The organism is Gemmatimonadota bacterium, from assembly GCA_040882465.1.
Lineage (GTDB): Bacteria > Gemmatimonadota > Gemmatimonadetes > Longimicrobiales > Gaopeijiaceae > JBBEBG01.
Window position 1 is genome coordinate 64,928 of the sequence record JBBEBG010000018.1, and the last position, 15,635, is coordinate 80,562.

Below are 15,635 nucleotides of genomic sequence, written 5' to 3' on the forward strand. Positions count from 1 at the left end.
TCGCGATGCGCGCCTCTTCGACGAGCCGTACCCTGCGGGAAGTGACGACATTGGAGCGCCTCTCCGGCGCTCCCGGGACGGGGTGGAGCGCTCGCCTCACCCACCACGGGACGCGGGCGCTCCTCCTCCTCGCGGTCGCGGTTGCGGTCACCGTGTTCATTCCCCAGCCGCGCGGACAGCGGGTCGGGACCTACCAGATGGGGATGGTGGCCGGCGAGGATGTCATCGCCTCGATGGACTTCGCGGTCCACAAAAACACCGAGGAGCTGGAACGGGAGCGGGCGGCCGCCGCAGCCACGGTCCCACCGACCTTCCGCTTCGACCCGCAGGCTGCGCCCCGGATGGCACGGGCGATCGAAGGGTTTTTCGCCTCCGTGGCCGCGGTCGAACGGGCGAACAACCCAGTGGATGCGCTCGACCGGATCCTCGACGACCACGGACTGGCGGTGTCCGAGAGTCAGCGGGGCCTGCTCCGGGAGGCCGCGACGCGCGAGCTCCTGGAAGTCACGGCGCTCCGCGCGGCGAACGAAATCCTCCCCCTTGGAGTCCTGGACGAAAGTGGCCCGATCCAGCCGGGCACGCCCGGGATCGTGATCCGGGAGATCTCGGGAGTCGAGCGCATCGAGGCGCAGGACGCGGTGCTGACCTCGAGAGAGTTCTTCGAACAGGCGGCGCAGCTCCTTCCCACCGGGTCGAGTCCCGAGGTGAGCGAGCTTCTCCGCCTGACGTTGATTCGCTTCATGGACGCCACTCTGCGCTACGACGCGACGGCGACCGAAATGGAGCGGAACGACGCGCGTCAGGCGGTGAGTACCGTGAAGGTCACCGTGCTCCGGGGCGAGGCGGTCGTCCGCGCCAACCAGCAGGTCGGCGCATCCGAGCTCGAGCGGCTTCGCGCCTACGAAGAGGCACTGCGCACGGAAGGGGGCCTCGAGGACCGAGCACTGGACTTCGGGGGAGTGGTCGCCGGAGTCATTCTCAACTTCGTCCTGCTCGGTGTTTTCGGATTCCTGACCTTTCTTTACGGGCACGATGTCTACCGGAACTTTCGCTGGCTCATTCTCCTCGGCTTCCTCGTCGTGGCCTTCGCGGGCGCGGCGGGGATCGTCGCTCGTAACGACGCCCTCCCGCCCGAGAGCCTGCCGATCGCTTTCGTCGCGCTCGCGGTAGCCGTTCTCTGGGACGGCCGGCTTGCTCTCATCCTGGTCGGGACCCTCGCCGCCCTGATTGGCGCGCAGGCGCCCTTCAGGGACGTCCACGCCTGGCTCCCCGTCTTCGTCGCCGGCTCCGCGGCGGCGCTTTCCGTGCGGGCGGTGCGGCGGCGCGCGCAGACTTGGATCTTCGCCGCGATCATTGCGGCCGCCTACGTGGCGGTCATCCTGACCCTCGGGGTGCTGACAGCGCGGGGACTCCCTTCCCTCGTGACTTCACTTTCCTGGACGACAGGGAATGCCCTGGTCAGCGCCATTCTCGCGATGGGCTTCCTCCCTGTTTTCGAGTGGTTCACCCGGATCACCACGGACCAGACTCTTCTCGAGTGGGCGGATCCCAATCGGCCCCTCCTCAGGAAGCTCTCCATGGAGGCCCCAGGGACTTACGCGCACACGATCAGCGTGGCCAATCTCGCCGAGGCCGCCGCGAATGCGATCGGAGCGAATGGCCTCCTCTGCCGCGTCGGCCTCTATTACCACGACGTCGGAAAGATGCTCAAGCCCCAGTATTTCATCGAAAACCAGCCGTCGGGGAGGAATCCCCACGACAAGCTGAAGCCGGCGACTTCAGCGGCAATCGTCATGGAACATGTGACGGAGGGGGTCCGCATGGCGGAAGAGGCAGGCCTCCCGGACGTCCTCGTGGACTTCATCCCCGAGCACCACGGCACCCAGGAGATCTCTTACTTCTACGAGCGTGCCAAGCAGGAGGCGGAGGCGGAGGGAGAGGATCCACCGGACCGGGAAGCCTATCGGTATCCCGGACCCAAGCCCCAGCGAAAGGAGACCGCGATCTCGATGCTCGCCGACTCGGTGGAGTCCGCGGCACGTGTCCTCCAGGACCCGACCCCCGAGCGCGTACGCGATCTCGTCGAATCGATCGTGGACGACAAGATCCGTCAGGGCCAGCTGGACGAGTCTCCGCTGACGCTGAGGGAGATCGGGAAGATCAAGGACCAGTTCCACAAGGTCATGATGAGCGTGTACCACCACCGAATTGACTATCCCGCCACACGGCATCTCACGGAATCCCCTTCCGCGGCCTCCCCATCCAGCCCTGTGCAGAAGGGGGGGGAGGCCGGGACGGAAGTGGAGGGGAGCGAAGAAGGGAACTGAGCGAACCGGCGATCGTCCTGAGCGCTCCGGATGGCCACGCCCTCCCGGTGCCTCTCCTCGAAAGGGCCGTCAGGGCCACCCTCGCGGGGGAAGGCGTCCCGCGGGGAGAGTTTTCGATCGCCTTCCTGGCGGATCCACCGATTCGAGAGCTGAACCGAAAGTGGCTCGGCCACGACTGGGCTCCGGATGTCCTCTCCTTCGCCCTTCACGATCCCGGCGAACCACCGGTCGCCGACGTCTATGTCGGTGTGGAGCAGGCCGATCGGCAGGCGCGTGAGCACGGCGTGTCCTTCGAAGAGGAACTCGTTCGCCTATGCATCCATGGAACGCTCCATGTCCTCGGATACGACCATGGCGCGCAGGAAGAGGAAGAAGGGACTGCTAAAAGCGCGATGTTCAGAAAGCAGGAAGCGCTCGTCCGCGAAGTGATGGCCGGGGCACGGGTGGCCGGATCCGCGAGCCAGAGCCGGAGACCGGAGATATGAGCCGGATCGCGCGCGGGGGCCGGATCTTTTTTGCTCTCCTTCCATTTCTCGGCGCCTTCCTGAGAGACCGGCACCGATTCGTCCTCGTGGGGCGGCCCGCGAAGCGCGCCCCAGGCCATCATGACCGCCGCGCGAGGAGGCTCGTCGAAACGATCGCGTCGCTCGGACCGACGTTCGTGAAGCTCGCCCAAGTCTTCGGCGCGCGCGCGGACCTCGTTCCGGAGCCCTACCTCTCCGCCATCGGGACGCTGCAAGACCAGGTGCCCCCGGAGTTGGAGGGCGCGATTCGCGCCGTCGTCGAGGCCGAGTTGGGACGGCCGGTCGCGGATGTCTTCGACTCATTCGATTCCGCGCCCGTGGCGGCGGCCTCCCTCGGGCAGGTCCATCGCGCCAGCGTTCGGAATCGGGACGTCGCGGTGAAAGTCCTTCGCCCCGGTGTGGAAGAGGTGGTGGCCCTCGATCTCGACCTCTCGTTCCGGGTCCTCTTTTGGCTCAACATCCTTTTCCCAAATCACCACGTCCGCGGAATCACCAACGTGGTGCGCGAGTTTTCCGTTCGGGTGCGGGAGGAGATGGATTTTCGGCGGGAGGCGGAAAACATGGAGCGCGCGCGGCGCATCTTCCACACGGTGCGCGGCGTGCGGATCCCGGAGGTGCTCGAGGACCTCACGACGCGCCGGGTGCTCGTGATGGAGCACCTCCAGGGCACCAAGGTGGACCGCCTCCAGGATCGCTTCGCCTCCGGCGACCTCCAGTTCGACGACGTGATGGAACGACTCTCGGGGGTCTATCTCCGCATGATGATGATGGAGGGCTTTCTCCACGCGGACCCACATCCGGGGAATCTCCTCGTGGCGGAGGACGGCGCGATCGTAATTCTCGACTGGGGGATGGTCCTCGACGTGCCTCGGTGGAGCCGCGATGCGATCCTCTCGATCGCGTTGGCTGTGGAGCGACAGGAGCTCGATGGCGTGATCAATGGGATGTATCGTCTCGGGATGATCTCCCCCGAAGTGTCGCGAAGCGAAATTCGCGACGGGGCCACGGAGATCATGCGGATCATGGAGCGCGCGCGTGTCTCGGCGCGAGAACGGGCGCAAGAGGTCGTCCAGCAGCTCTGGGACACCTTTTATACATGGCCCCTCCTCCTTCCGCAGGAACTCGTCTATTTTTTTCGCGCTGCCGTTCTGCTGGAAGGGATCGGCTTCCGTTACGACTCCGACTTCAATGGGCTCCACCTGATCCGGCGGGTGATCCGCACCCACCGCGCGGAGCTGCTTCGCCAAACCGGGCGGGAACCGATGGCCGTCGCGCGCGACCTGATCGGGGAGGTGACCCACGTCCTTCGTTCGGTGCGAGAGCTTCTCCACCGGACCGAGAGCGAGGAGCTCCGTGTACGGGTGCACCCCAGGGATGCGCAGGCGCAGGAACGCTTCCTCCATCTCCTGGAGCGTCGCTTCCTCCTTTCGATCTTCGCGACCGCGACCGCGGTGATCTCGGCGATCGTCTTCGTCGCGGTTCAAAGCCTTTGGCTGCTCGGACTGGGCCTGGGGGTCGCGCTCGTTCTTTTCGTCGTGGTGTTTTTCATTCCGACCCACCTGCTCGAAAATCCGCTTCGGCATGCCCGCGGAATCCGACCGCGATAGGGCCGGATCGCATCCGGGGCTCGTGGCGGCGCAACGCGAAGGAGACCTTCGCGCTCTCGCGCGCGCGATTTCCGTCGTGGAGAACCGCGAGCCCGGATTCGACGCCCTCCTCGCGGAAACGCGCCGGGGGCTCACGCCCCGCGCTCATCGGGTCGGAATCACCGGTCCGCCCGGCGTCGGGAAGTCGTCGCTCGTGAGAGAACTTGTGAGACGGCTGCGCGCACGCGGAGAGACCGTCGCCGTCCTCGCGGTGGACCCGTCGTCGGACAAGTCGGGTGGCGCGCTGCTCGGGGACCGGATCCGGATGGGAGAGCTCGGGAGCGACGCCGGGGTCTTCTTCCGATCGATGGCCGCCCGCGAAGCGCTCGGTGGGCTCGCTCCCGGGGCGGCGGACGCCCTAGACCTGATGGATGCCTTCGGCTTCTCTCGCGTGCTGGTCGAGACGGTCGGGGTGGGGCAAAGTGAACGGGCGGTCGCGGGAAGCGTGGATTCCGTCGTGGTCGTCCTCATGCCGGGTCAGGGCGATTCAATTCAGGCGATGAAGGCGGGCATGACCGAAATCGCCGATCTCTTCGTGGTGAACAAGGCCGAGCTCGGCGGAGCGGAACGCCTCTCGCGCGAACTTCGTGAAGCGTTGGAGCTCGGTGTACCACGGGCGGACGGATGGAGTCCACCTATTCTGGCCACAACCGCCGAAAGCGGCGTGGGGGTGGATGCGCTCCTCGATGAGTTGGACAGGCATCGCGCAGCACCGAGGGAGGGCGCGGGTCCCCGAATCAGGGATTGGGGCGGGGTGACCGCGGAAGAATGAGAGGGGCTCTCGATCCCAGGGAAGGGGGGGCAAAATGTCCCGGTCGCCAGGACGCGAAGTCCCGCTCCGTCACCTCATTAGCAGGAGGTCGGCGGAAGCGGGACCTTTCGAGATGGCCCGGGTACACGAGCCTTCCCCCGCTTCGTTGCCGCAGGGCCCGGGTCTTGCATAATATAAAGTCGGGAGGCATCGCCCATCGCGGGCGACTTCGTTTCCCTCGACCCCTCGCACCCTACGGAGGTCGGACGCATGATCCGCCGGATCCTCGTGCCCTTGGATGGTTCGTTCCAGGCGGAGGCGATCTTGCGGCATGTCCTCGTCCTCTCGAAGGTCTTCGAAGCCCGCCTCGATCTTCTCCATGTCATTCCCGGCCAGAGGTGCTTGGCCCACGGGTCCCCCACCGATCCGCTCGGTTCGCGAATGGCGCGTGCCGAGCGAGCCCGGTACCTGGAAAAGGCCGCAGCCCTACTCAGGCGCGCGGGTTGCGAGGTCTGGACGCGCGTCGAGGAGGGCGGTCCCGCCGCCGTCATCGTGGATCGCCTTCGACGCGGCGAACACGACCTGGTGGCTCTGACGCCCCACGGCGCCGGGGACGACCAGCACCTCCGCATGGGATGCACCGCGCTCGCGGTCATCATGAACGCACGGGTGGGGATCTTCCTCGCACCGAGGGGGATGGTGCCCACGGGGAACGGAGATCTGGTGGGCGCCAAGTACGCGCACGTCTTGGCTCCCGTGGACTGCTCCCCGCGAAGCGACTGGTCCCTCGGCCTCGCGGCCGCGATCGCGCGCGCTTCGGGCGGCCGTCTCAAGATCGTGCATGTACTTGATTCGCCGGAAATCGTCAGCCGTCTTCCCAGGTCTCCCGAGGCCGGAAGCCTCGCCGACCGCCTGCGCGAGGAAAATCGCTCCGAAGCGAAAAGTTACCTGGACCAGGTGGCCTGGCGTTTCGGGGCGCCGGACCTGCCGGTTGACTACGAGGTGCTCGATGGCGGGCACGCTCCTGCCGAGGCCCTGCTCGAACTCTGTGAGGCGCGGGACGTGGACCTCGTGGTCCTCAGCGCGCACGGGCGGGGCGCCTCCCCCGCGTGGGCGCTCGGAGGGACCGCAGCCAAGCTCGTCCAGTGCGCCGAACGGCCCGTCCTCATCCTCCAGGACTTCCCCATGGAACGCCCTCAGCACGAACGGGTTTCCCGTTCCATTCGGGCCCTCGCTCGCGATCGGTAATCGTACGTTCTTCGGCGGTAGATGACTTCACTACTCAGCGACGCCTCCCGACGGGACGGCCACCAGCTGGCCACCCGCCACGTCCTCGGTCCGTCCACCTTGCGGACCCGGGAGATCCGGCGGCGCCTCCGCACGCTCGACCGTGAGTTTTCGCGTGTCTTTCGGCGCACCCGCGACGAGCTCTCCAAAGACACGGCGGTCCGCGTCGCCCCGGGCGGAAGGATCTGGCTCCTCGAAAACGACTTCATCATTGCGGAGGCGCTCGAAGAGCTGGAGGGCGCGCTACCAAAGGGATTCGTGGACCGGCTTCCGGGACTGCGACATCCCGAGCCGCTTCGGGGGAAGACGCGCGCCGAGGTGCTCGCGCAAGAGATCGTCCGGAGAGAGGGGGGGCGGGTCGAGGTGGAGGAAATCCTCCTCTTCCTCGAAGGTTATCAGGAAGTGCGTCCTCTCCGGCTCGCGGAGCTCTGGGCTCTGCCTTCCTTTCTCCGCCTCGCCCTCCTCGACGACTTGATTGGACAGGTCTCGGGCGAGGACGGCCGGGTGGAAGTCGGACCGTACATCCTCTCCCTCAGAACGCTCGCCGGCGAAGACTGGCGAGACGTGGTGGAGGCGCTCAGCCGAGTCGAGGCGGTGCTTCGCGAAGACCCGTCCGGCGTGTATCCAGCGATGGACTTCCGCACCCGCGACCGATACCGGAGGGAGATCGAACGCGTCGGGACGCGGGCGAAGCTCGAAGAGGAACTCGTTGCGCGGCAAGTCCTCGAGTGCGCGCGCGCGCGGGCGACCGAGGATAGGGAGGGGCACGTCGGGTATTACCTGGTGGACGAGGGGCGTGCGGACCTCCTTCACGAGCTCGGAATTAAGAGGCCCTGGAACGGCGTCCCGTCCTCGCGGCGCCGGTGGCTGGGGTGGGCTTATTTCGGGGGCATGGCCCTCGTCACCGTCGCCTTTCTCGCCGTTCTCTGGGCGATCGCCCCGCCCACATGGCCCAGGATCGTCGCTCTGGCCATCGGGCTCATTCCCGGGCTGGGGTTGGCGGTTTCCCTCGCGAACCGGGTCGCGGGCCAGCTCAGCGCACCCCGTCCGCTTCCGCGTCTCGACGTGCGACGAGGGATTCCGGAACGCTTCCGCACCGTGGTCGCGGTCCCCGTCCTTCTCAGCTCGAGAGAAGAGGTGGACGATCTACTCCACACCCTCGAGTCGAACTACCAGGCGAACTCGGATCCGGCGTTCACCTTCGCCCTCCTCTCCGATTTCTCCGACGCGAAGTCGAAGCGCGTCGAACATGATGATGCGCTGATCTCCTACGCCGCGGGCGGAATCCGGGCGCTCAACGAGCGCTACGGGACGAAGGGATCGGGCCCTTTCCTCCTCCTCCACCGCCCCCGGCGGTGGAATCCCTCGGAGGGAGTCTGGATGGGATGGGAGAGGAAGCGGGGAAAACTCACCGAGCTGAATCTCCTCCTCCTCGGACGGCCCTCGGAGCTCTGGGTCGTCGAGGGATCGCCGGCTCGCCTGGAGGGAAATCCCTTCGTCCTGACGCTCGACGCCGACACTCGCCTTCCGCGAAGCGCCGCCGCGCGACTCGTGGGGACGCTCGCCCATCCGCTGAACCGGCCCGAGTCCGGAACGGGCGGGCGCGTCCTCCGCGGCTACTCCGTTCTCCAGCCACGGATCGAAATCCTCCCGGACGCCGAAGGGGGCACGCTATTCAGTCGCGTCTCGGGAGGAATCCAGGGGCTCGATCTCTACGCACACGCCGCCTTCGATGTGTACCAGGACCTCTTCGACGTCGGAATCTTCGCGGGGAAGGGGATCTACGATGTCCGCGCCTTCGAAGGAAGCCTCGCGGGGAGGACGCCGGAAAACTCACTCCTGAGCCACGACCTCTTCGAGGGCGCCCACGGCCGCGCCGGTCTCGTATCCGACCTCATCCTCCTCGAGGACTTCCCGGGGCACCTCCTGACGCACGCGCGGCGAGCGCACCGCTGGATCCGGGGCGATTGGCAGATTCTCCCCTGGCTTTTCCCCCGGGTTCCTGGGGAGCGGGGAGAGAAGCTCCGGAATCGGCTCCCCTTCCTGTCGTGGTGGATGATCTTCGACAACCTCCGCCGGTCGCTCCAGCCGGCGGCGCTCCTCCTTCTCCTCGTCCTCGGATGGGCCGTCTTCCCGGCGCGCGCCACGGTTTGGACCCTCCTGCTCGTGGCGATGGTCGGCCTCCCTTTTTTGACCGGGTCGGTGGACGCCACCTTCCGGTTTGTCCGCCAGTTTCCGAGGAGGGCGGACTTCGAAGCGGAAGGGCGCGCGCTGGTCCGTGCCCTCGGGCGGTGGATCCTCGATCTGACGCTCCTCCCCTTCGAAGCATGGAACGCGAGCGATGCGATCGTCCGCGCACTCCATAGGATGTGGGTGACCCGGCGGGGGCTCCTCGAGTGGACCTCGGCAGCCGCCACCGCCCGGTCTATCGGACGCGCCGATTCGGTCGGTTTTATGGTGAAGCACGTCCGGGGGGGGCCGATTCTGGGCCTCGCCTCGGGCACCGTGCTTCTCCTACTGCCGGGCGCGGTCGCGCCGGCCGCGCTCCCCCTCCTCGCACTCTGGGTGCTTTCGCCGCTGGTCGCCCACCAGGTCAGCAAGCAGAGGGGGCCGCTCCGTGAGCCGCGCGGCGAGTTTCCGCGGGCACGCGCTCGCTCGCTCGCGCGAAGGGTGTGGGGCTATTACGAGCGCTTCCAGGGTCCCGAGAACCACTGGCTCGCGCCGGACCACTTCCAGGAGGACCCCGGGGGTGAGATCGCCCGCCGGACCTCCCCGACCAACGTCGGAATGGCAATGGTCGCGGCCGTCACGGCCTGGGACCTCGGGTTCATCGGAACCGCGGGCTTTGTAACGCGCATCCGGAATACCATTGACGGTCTGGGCCGACTCCAGCGTTACCGGGGGCACTTCCTCAACTGGTATGACACCTCGAACCTCGAGCCGCTCCACCCTCTCTACGTCTCGACGGTGGACTCGGGAAATCTTTCCGCGGCCTTCCTCGTCACCCGCGAAGCGCTTCTGGAGACGCGGCACATTCCCGTGCTGGGCCCGCACCGCACCGACGGCCTTGGGGACAGTTGCCAGGTCGTCTCCGAGATCCTGCGCGGGATGAGGGGGGATGGGGCGGCGCAGGCCCTTGCGATCGAGGTGGAGGCCCTGGCCACCTGGGTGCGCCGTCGCCTCACGGGAGCGTGGGCCGAAGGATTCCGGGCTTACCTGAGCGCCCTCGAGGAGCTCCGGGATGTGGAAATCCCCAAAGTGGAGGGGCACTTCCTCGACATCCGAGAAGGGGGTGAAGATCCCGCGTACTCCGAGCGCTGGGGAAGCGTTCACGCCTGGCTCGGACATCTGAGGAATGACGCCGAGCAGGGGATCGCCGAGGTCCTCCTCCTCTTTCCCTGGCTTGAGCGCAGCCGTCGCGAGTCGCCCGAAGGGTTGGAGCTCCATCGCCGGATCGTCCCCGAGCGGGGGAGGATTCCGTCCCTGGCCCGCCTCGTCCTCGTTCTCGAGAGGGAAGTGGCAAGGCCGCGAGTCGCGGCGGTCGCCTCGGGGACCGGGGGACTGGAGGAGGACGGGCTCCGTGCAGGGATCGAAAGCGCCCTCGAGGCGGCTCGGCTCCTGCTCGAGGACGTCTCCCGGCTGGCGGACACACTCGACGATTGGTTCCGGGAGATGGATTTCAGCTTCCTCTACGACCGGCGCCGCGAGCTCTTCCGCATCGGGTTTTCCGTCTCCGGCGGTGAGTTGGATCCGAACCACTACGATCTTCTCGCCTCCGAGGCGCGGATCGCGAGCGCGATCGCGATCGCGAAGGGGGAGGCGCCGCCCGCCCACTGGCTGCACTTGGGGCGTCCCTTCGCCTGGACCGACCGCGGGCCGATTCTCGTCTCCTGGGCCGGGACGATGTTCGAATACCTCATGCCCTCCCTCTTTCTCCAGATGCCTCCCGAGACGGTCCTCGAGGAAGCGTGCCGGCGGGCGGTGGACGTCCAGGTGGACTACGGAAAGTCGGAACGGGTGCCCTGGGGAATCTCGGAGTCGGGCTACCACGTGCTGAGCGCCGAGGGGCACTACCAGTATCGGGCCTTCGGCGTCCCCACTCTGGGACTCCGGAGAAATGCGGGCACCCGACTCGTCGTGGCCCCGTACGCCTCGCTCATGGCGGTGTCGCTCGCGCCCGGCGCCGTGCGCCGAAACCTCGACTTCCTCGAGCGACTGGACGGCATCGGACCGTGGGGGCCTTACGAAGCGCTCGACTTCGGGCGGGGCGCAGAGTGGAAGTACGAGCCGCGCGTCGTCCGGTCCTACATGAGCCATCATCATGGGATGATCATGGCGGCGCTCGGGAACCACCTGACCGGTCACCGGATCGTCGACCGTTTCCATCGCGATCCGCGGATCAGCACGGTCGAGCCCTACCTCTTCGAACGGATTCCCTGGCGCCGGGCGGTGGAACGCAAGTGGGTGGACCGCAGCGTTCCGGTGCTCGCCGGCAGCCTGGGTGCCGGGATCAAGAGCTGGTTCCCGGCCCCCGACGCCGTTCCCGCGCCCGTCCATCACCTGGTGAGCGGGGATCTCGTCGTATCCATGGGCCCCGATGGTCGCGGGGGGAGCCGGTGGGGCGAATGGTCGGTCGTTCGGGGAGGGGTCGGGGACGGACAACCCGAAGGAGGGCCGGACGTCATTCTCTTCGATCGGAACAGCGAGGAGAGTTGGCGGCCCCTTCCCGATCCCATGGCGCCTCCCTCCGATGACCAGCAGCTTCTCTTCGAGCCGCACCGCGCCGAGTTCATGCGGAAGTCGCGCGGGATCCGCACGCGGTTGAGTGTCCTCCTTCCCCCCGTTCCCGGGGTCGAAGTCCGACGCCTCGTCCTCTCGAACGAGTCTCCGCGTCCCCGATTCCTTCGGCTCGCGATTTCCGCGGAAGTGGCGCTGGCCCCCCTCGCGGATGACCTTCGGCACCCGGCCTTTCAGAAGCTCTTCGTGCGCGCGCTCCCACTCCCGGGCGGCGAAGGGGTTCTCTTCGAGCGGCGCCCGAGGGAAGAGGGCGAACGTCCGCCCGTTCTGCTCGTGGCGATCCTGGGTTCGGCCGGCGGGTCGCCCCCGATCCAGTGGGGGACAGGGAGGGACGTCTTCTTAGGGCGTGGCGGGAGCCGGACCCGGCCGATGGGTCTTCTCGATCCTCACCGCCTCGTGTCTCCCACGCGCCCGCACCATCCGCTCGACCCGATGGCCTCGGCGGTGCTCGACCTCGATCTTCTCCCCTGGGGTGACTTCTCCCTGACCCTCCTCCTCGCCGTGGGACCCGACCGCGGGACGGTGATTCAGAACGCGTCGGAGCTTCGGTCGCCACGGCGCCGCGAGTGGGCCCGCATCCAGTCGCGCGCCCGCGCCGAAGGAGAGCTTGTCCGCCTCGGCGCGGACGCCAACGACCCGGCCGTCTGGAGCGAGCTCCTCGCCCACATCCTCCGCCCGCGGGCGATGCACGCTCCGGGGGCCGGGACTGACGGGACGCTGGATCTCCGCCAATCGTCGCTCTGGCGTTGGGGGATTTCCGGGGACCTTCCTTTCATCCTCGTCGAGGGCGAAGCGGGCGAGGGGGCTGCCGTCCTCACCGAGCTCGTGCGCGCGCAGCGGTGGTGGAGCGCCCGCGGACTGAAGGTGGACCTCGTCGTCACGGGGCGAGGCGTCGGGGCGTACCAGGATCTTCTGCGCGACCGTGTCCGCGTTCTCCTCTCCGAGGTCGGAGCCGAACATGCGCTGGGCCGCCCAGGGGGAATCCACATCGTGCGGATGGAGGATCTCGGATCCGAAGAACAGTTGCGACTTCGGACGCTCGCGGCATTTCAGGTGGACACGACCGGACACACGCTCGAGAGCCAGGTCGCCGCCTGGAGACACTCCCGCGCTCCTCTACCGAAACTGGCCGGCACCCTCTTTGAGGAGCGCGCGCCGCTCTCCCATCCGGAAAAAGGCGGCGTAACGCCGGCGCTCCTCGACCGGGCGTCACCGATTGAGAGCCTCACGGCGCCCTCGGGACTCGGTGGATTCGATCCTGCGTCGGGGGACTACGTTATCCGGCTGAAGCCCGGCGAGACGACGCCGGCGCCCTGGGTCAACCTGATCGCGCGGGATCGCATCGGCTTCCTCGTGACCGAGTCCGGCGGGAGCTTCACCTGGACCGAGGACGCGGGGGAATTCCGCTTGACGCCCTGGCACAACGATCCCGTCTTGGGAATGGTCGGTGAGGTTCTCTACCTGCGCGACGAGGAGGACGGCCGCGTCTGGACGCCGGGCCCCGGTCCCCTGGGTCTCGACCGGCCACATCGCGTCCGTCACGGTTGGGGGCGCACGACCCTTTCCGCCACGGCGGGTGGCCTTTCCGAGGAGGTCACCTGGTTCCTCCATCCCACCTTGCCGGCCAAGGTGGTGCGCCTGCGTCTCGAAAACAGCGACCCCCGCCCCCGGCGCTTCTCCGCGACCTTTTTCGTGGACTGGGTGCTCGGCCCTCACCCGATCGCGTCGGCGGGGCGGCTCCAAGTGCGCTTCGACTCCGACCGCGCGGCCGTCGTCGCGAGGAATCCTTATTCGCTCAAGTTTCCGGACCGGGTCGCATTCCTCGCCTCCGACTGGCCCCCCGACGGGATGGCCACGGATCGCGAGGAGTTCCTCGGTTCGGCCGGGCCCCTGGATCAGGTGCCGGTAGGCCTCCGGCAAATCCTTCCCGGCGAGCGCGCGGTCCCCGACGGGCGTCCGTGCGGAGTTCTCAGGAAGGAGATTGTCCTCGGTCCCGGTGGCCACGCTGAGCTCTCCTTCTTCCTGGGCGCGGTGGAGAGCCAGGACCAACTCGATGCCGTGCTGAACGCGCTGCGCTCGGAACGCGGGGGGGAGGATCTCGCCGAGGCCGGCTCGCGGAAGTGGCGGGAGTACCTCGGGAGGGTGCGCGTGCGCACGCCGGATGCGGCCCTCGATCAGCTCCTCAACGGCTGGCTTCCCTATCAGACGCTCACCTCCCGTCTCCGCGGGCGCACGGGGTTCTACCAGTCGGGGGGGGCGTTCGGTTTTCGCGACCAGCTCCAGGACGTGTATACTCTCCTTCCCCTCGATCCGGGCCTCGCGGCGGAGCACCTGGAGGGAGCCGCGCGAAGGCAGTTCCTGGAGGGCGACGTCCTGCACTGGTGGCATCCCGGCACCCTTCGCGGAGTGCGGACGCGCTGCTCGGACGACCTCCTCTGGCTCCCCTGGGTCCTGGCGCACACCATCCGTTGGACGGGGGACGAAACTCTCCTGGATCGAAAGGTCCCCTATCTGGCCGGTCCGGTCCTTTCCGCGGACGCGAACGAGAACTACGACCTCTTCGCCGCGTCGGATGTCCAGGAATCCCTCTGGGAACACGGGCTGCGCGCCGTCGGGCGAGTGGCGCAGCTCCGGTCGCCTCGCGGGCTTCCGCTGATAGGCACGGGCGATTGGAACGACGGCATGGATCGGGTGGGCGAAGAAGGACGGGGAGAGAGCATCTGGCTCGGGTGGTTCTTTGTGGATACCTGCCGGCTACTGACCTCCATCGCGCGGAGCCGGTGCGAGGAGCGCACGGCCCTCCGGCTCGAGGAGTGGGGCGACCAGGTGCGCGACGCGATCGAGACGCACGGATGGGACGGCGCGTGGTACCGCCGGGCCTTCTTCGATGACGGGAGGCCACTCGGCTCCCGCGAGTCTCGCGAAGCGCGCATCGATTCAATCGCACAGTCCTGGGGTGTGATCTCGGGAGCCGCCGACCGGGGGCGTGCGCTCATCGCGCTCGATTCGGCGTGGCGGGAGCTCGTACGGGAAGGCGACGGAGTCGTCCTCCTCCTCACGCCGCCGTTTTCCGGGGCGGGGCCCGATCCGGGGTACATCGCCGCGTACCCTCCTGGCGTGCGCGAAAACGGGGGACAATACACCCACGCGGCCGCCTGGCTCGTGCGCGCCTTCGCCAGCGTCGGCGACGGTGAGCGAGCGGGCGCCCTCCTCCGGCTCCTCTTGCCGACCCGCCATGCCGAAGGGGTCGAGGGGACGCGACGTTATCGCGTCGAGCCGTATGTCATCGCGGCCGACGTCTACGGCGCCGAGCCCCACGTCGGGCGGGGCGGGTGGACCTGGTATACCGGGTCTGCCGGCTGGATCTGGCGGGTGGCCCTCGAGGACGTGCTCGGGATTCGCCGGGAAGGGCGGTACCTTTCGGTGGATCCGTGTATTCCGGTGGGGTGGGGCGAATTCGAAGTCGAGATCCAGATCGAGGGGGTCATGGTGGCGGTCCGCGTTCGCAATCCGGACGGTGTTTCCCGGGGCGTGCGAAGCTGCATCGTGGGAGGGAGGGGAGTGGACCATCTGAAGATCCCGCTTCCCACGGGTGCCGAGTCGGATGCGGAAACCCGGGACGCGGGGTCCCCCTTCGTGGTCGAGGTGACGCTCGGAGCGAACGCGCCGTGAGCGCCGAGGTCCACAGGATCCGCGTTTTGGTCGCCAAGCCGGGGCTCGACGGTCACGACCGGGGCGCCCGCGTGATCGCGGCCGCCTTTCGCGATGCGGGCTTCGAAGTGATTTACACCGGGCTGCACCAGACGCCGGAGATGATCGTAACCGCCGCCCTCCAGGAAGACGTGGACGTGGTCGCTCTCTCGGTTCTCTCCGGTGCGCACATGACCCTTTTCCCCAAGGTGAAGACGCTCCTCGACGAAGCGGGGAGGAGCGACGTTCTCCTCACTGGGGGCGGCATCATTCCCGACGCGGACGCCGCCGCGCTTCATGCGGCGGGAGTGGGTCGGCTCTTCGGTCCGGGAAGCCCGACCGGCGAGGCGGTCGCCTACATCCGGGAGTGGCTCGCGGGGCACCGGGGCGCATGACGCCGCGCCTCTTCCTCGACCGGCGCCGAAGCGGCGAACCCGCACAGCTGTTGGACTGGAAGGTTCGCATCTTCGCGATCGGAGCCGGACTTGCTCTCGGGGGTATGATCCTCGACATCGGGTGGTTGGTGACCTCGGCGATCGTTGTGCTCCTCGCCGGATTCGCCCTGCGGTTCCTCCCATCCGAGGTGCAAGAAGAGGAGTCCGATTGAACCCAC

Annotated in this window: 8 protein-coding genes; all 8 read left to right on the forward strand. The window is 67.7% G+C overall.

All coding sequences use genetic code 11. The annotated features are described in order from the left end of the window. Positions 1–5 precede the first annotated feature (5 nt). The 8 genes from WEG36_05640 to WEG36_05675 all read left to right on the forward strand — a co-directional run bounded on the left by WEG36_05640 (position 6) and on the right by WEG36_05675 (position 15,629). Positions 6–2,327 carry an HDIG domain-containing metalloprotein gene (locus tag WEG36_05640; GenBank protein MEX1257083.1) on the forward strand — a complete coding sequence of 774 codons (2,322 nt, stop codon included), beginning with the start codon at positions 6–8 and terminating at the stop codon, positions 2,325–2,327. A gap of 47 nt (positions 2,328–2,374) precedes the next feature. Further along, the gene (gene ybeY / locus WEG36_05645; protein MEX1257084.1) at positions 2,375–2,812 is read left to right on the forward strand and encodes an rRNA maturation RNase YbeY; all 438 of its coding nucleotides are present in this window, start codon (positions 2,375–2,377) and stop codon (positions 2,810–2,812) included. Continuing rightward, positions 2,809–4,458, forward strand: coding sequence for an AarF/UbiB family protein (locus tag WEG36_05650; protein ID MEX1257085.1), 1,650 nt, complete (start codon positions 2,809–2,811; stop codon positions 4,456–4,458). The genes ybeY and WEG36_05650 overlap by 4 nt, the downstream gene beginning before the upstream one ends. After that, complete coding sequence (meaB, locus tag WEG36_05655) at positions 4,433–5,269, forward strand: methylmalonyl Co-A mutase-associated GTPase MeaB (GenBank protein ID MEX1257086.1); 837 nt, start codon at positions 4,433–4,435, stop codon at positions 5,267–5,269. Before WEG36_05650 ends, meaB begins: the two co-directional genes overlap by 26 nt. Before the next feature lie 249 nt (positions 5,270–5,518). Beyond that, positions 5,519–6,496: a universal stress protein gene (locus WEG36_05660; GenBank protein ID MEX1257087.1), complete on the forward strand. Its 978-nt coding sequence runs from the start codon at positions 5,519–5,521 to the stop codon at positions 6,494–6,496. A gap of 21 nt (positions 6,497–6,517) precedes the next feature. Next, complete coding sequence (locus WEG36_05665) at positions 6,518–15,004, forward strand: glucoamylase family protein (protein ID MEX1257088.1); 8,487 nt, start codon at positions 6,518–6,520, stop codon at positions 15,002–15,004. Next, the gene (locus tag WEG36_05670; GenBank protein MEX1257089.1) at positions 15,001–15,417 is read left to right on the forward strand and encodes a cobalamin B12-binding domain-containing protein; all 417 of its coding nucleotides are present in this window, start codon (positions 15,001–15,003) and stop codon (positions 15,415–15,417) included. The genes WEG36_05665 and WEG36_05670 overlap by 4 nt, the downstream gene beginning before the upstream one ends. Continuing rightward, on the forward strand, positions 15,414–15,629 hold the full coding sequence (locus WEG36_05675; GenBank protein ID MEX1257090.1) for a hypothetical protein: 216 nt from the start codon (positions 15,414–15,416) through the stop codon (positions 15,627–15,629). Before WEG36_05670 ends, WEG36_05675 begins: the two co-directional genes overlap by 4 nt. Positions 15,630–15,635: the final 6 nt, after the last annotated feature.

Coding starts and splice junctions, on each gene's coding strand:
- meaB (MEX1257086.1), top strand. CDS start 4,433: ATGCCCGCGGAATCCGACCGCGATAGGGCCGGATCGCATCCGGGGCTC.
- WEG36_05640 (MEX1257083.1), top strand. CDS start 6: ATGCGCGCCTCTTCGACGAGCCGTACCCTGCGGGAAGTGACGACATTG.
- WEG36_05665 (MEX1257088.1), top strand. CDS start 6,518: ATGACTTCACTACTCAGCGACGCCTCCCGACGGGACGGCCACCAGCTG.
- WEG36_05660 (MEX1257087.1), top strand. CDS start 5,519: ATGATCCGCCGGATCCTCGTGCCCTTGGATGGTTCGTTCCAGGCGGAG.
- WEG36_05650 (MEX1257085.1), top strand. CDS start 2,809: ATGAGCCGGATCGCGCGCGGGGGCCGGATCTTTTTTGCTCTCCTTCCA.
- WEG36_05675 (MEX1257090.1), top strand. CDS start 15,414: ATGACGCCGCGCCTCTTCCTCGACCGGCGCCGAAGCGGCGAACCCGCA.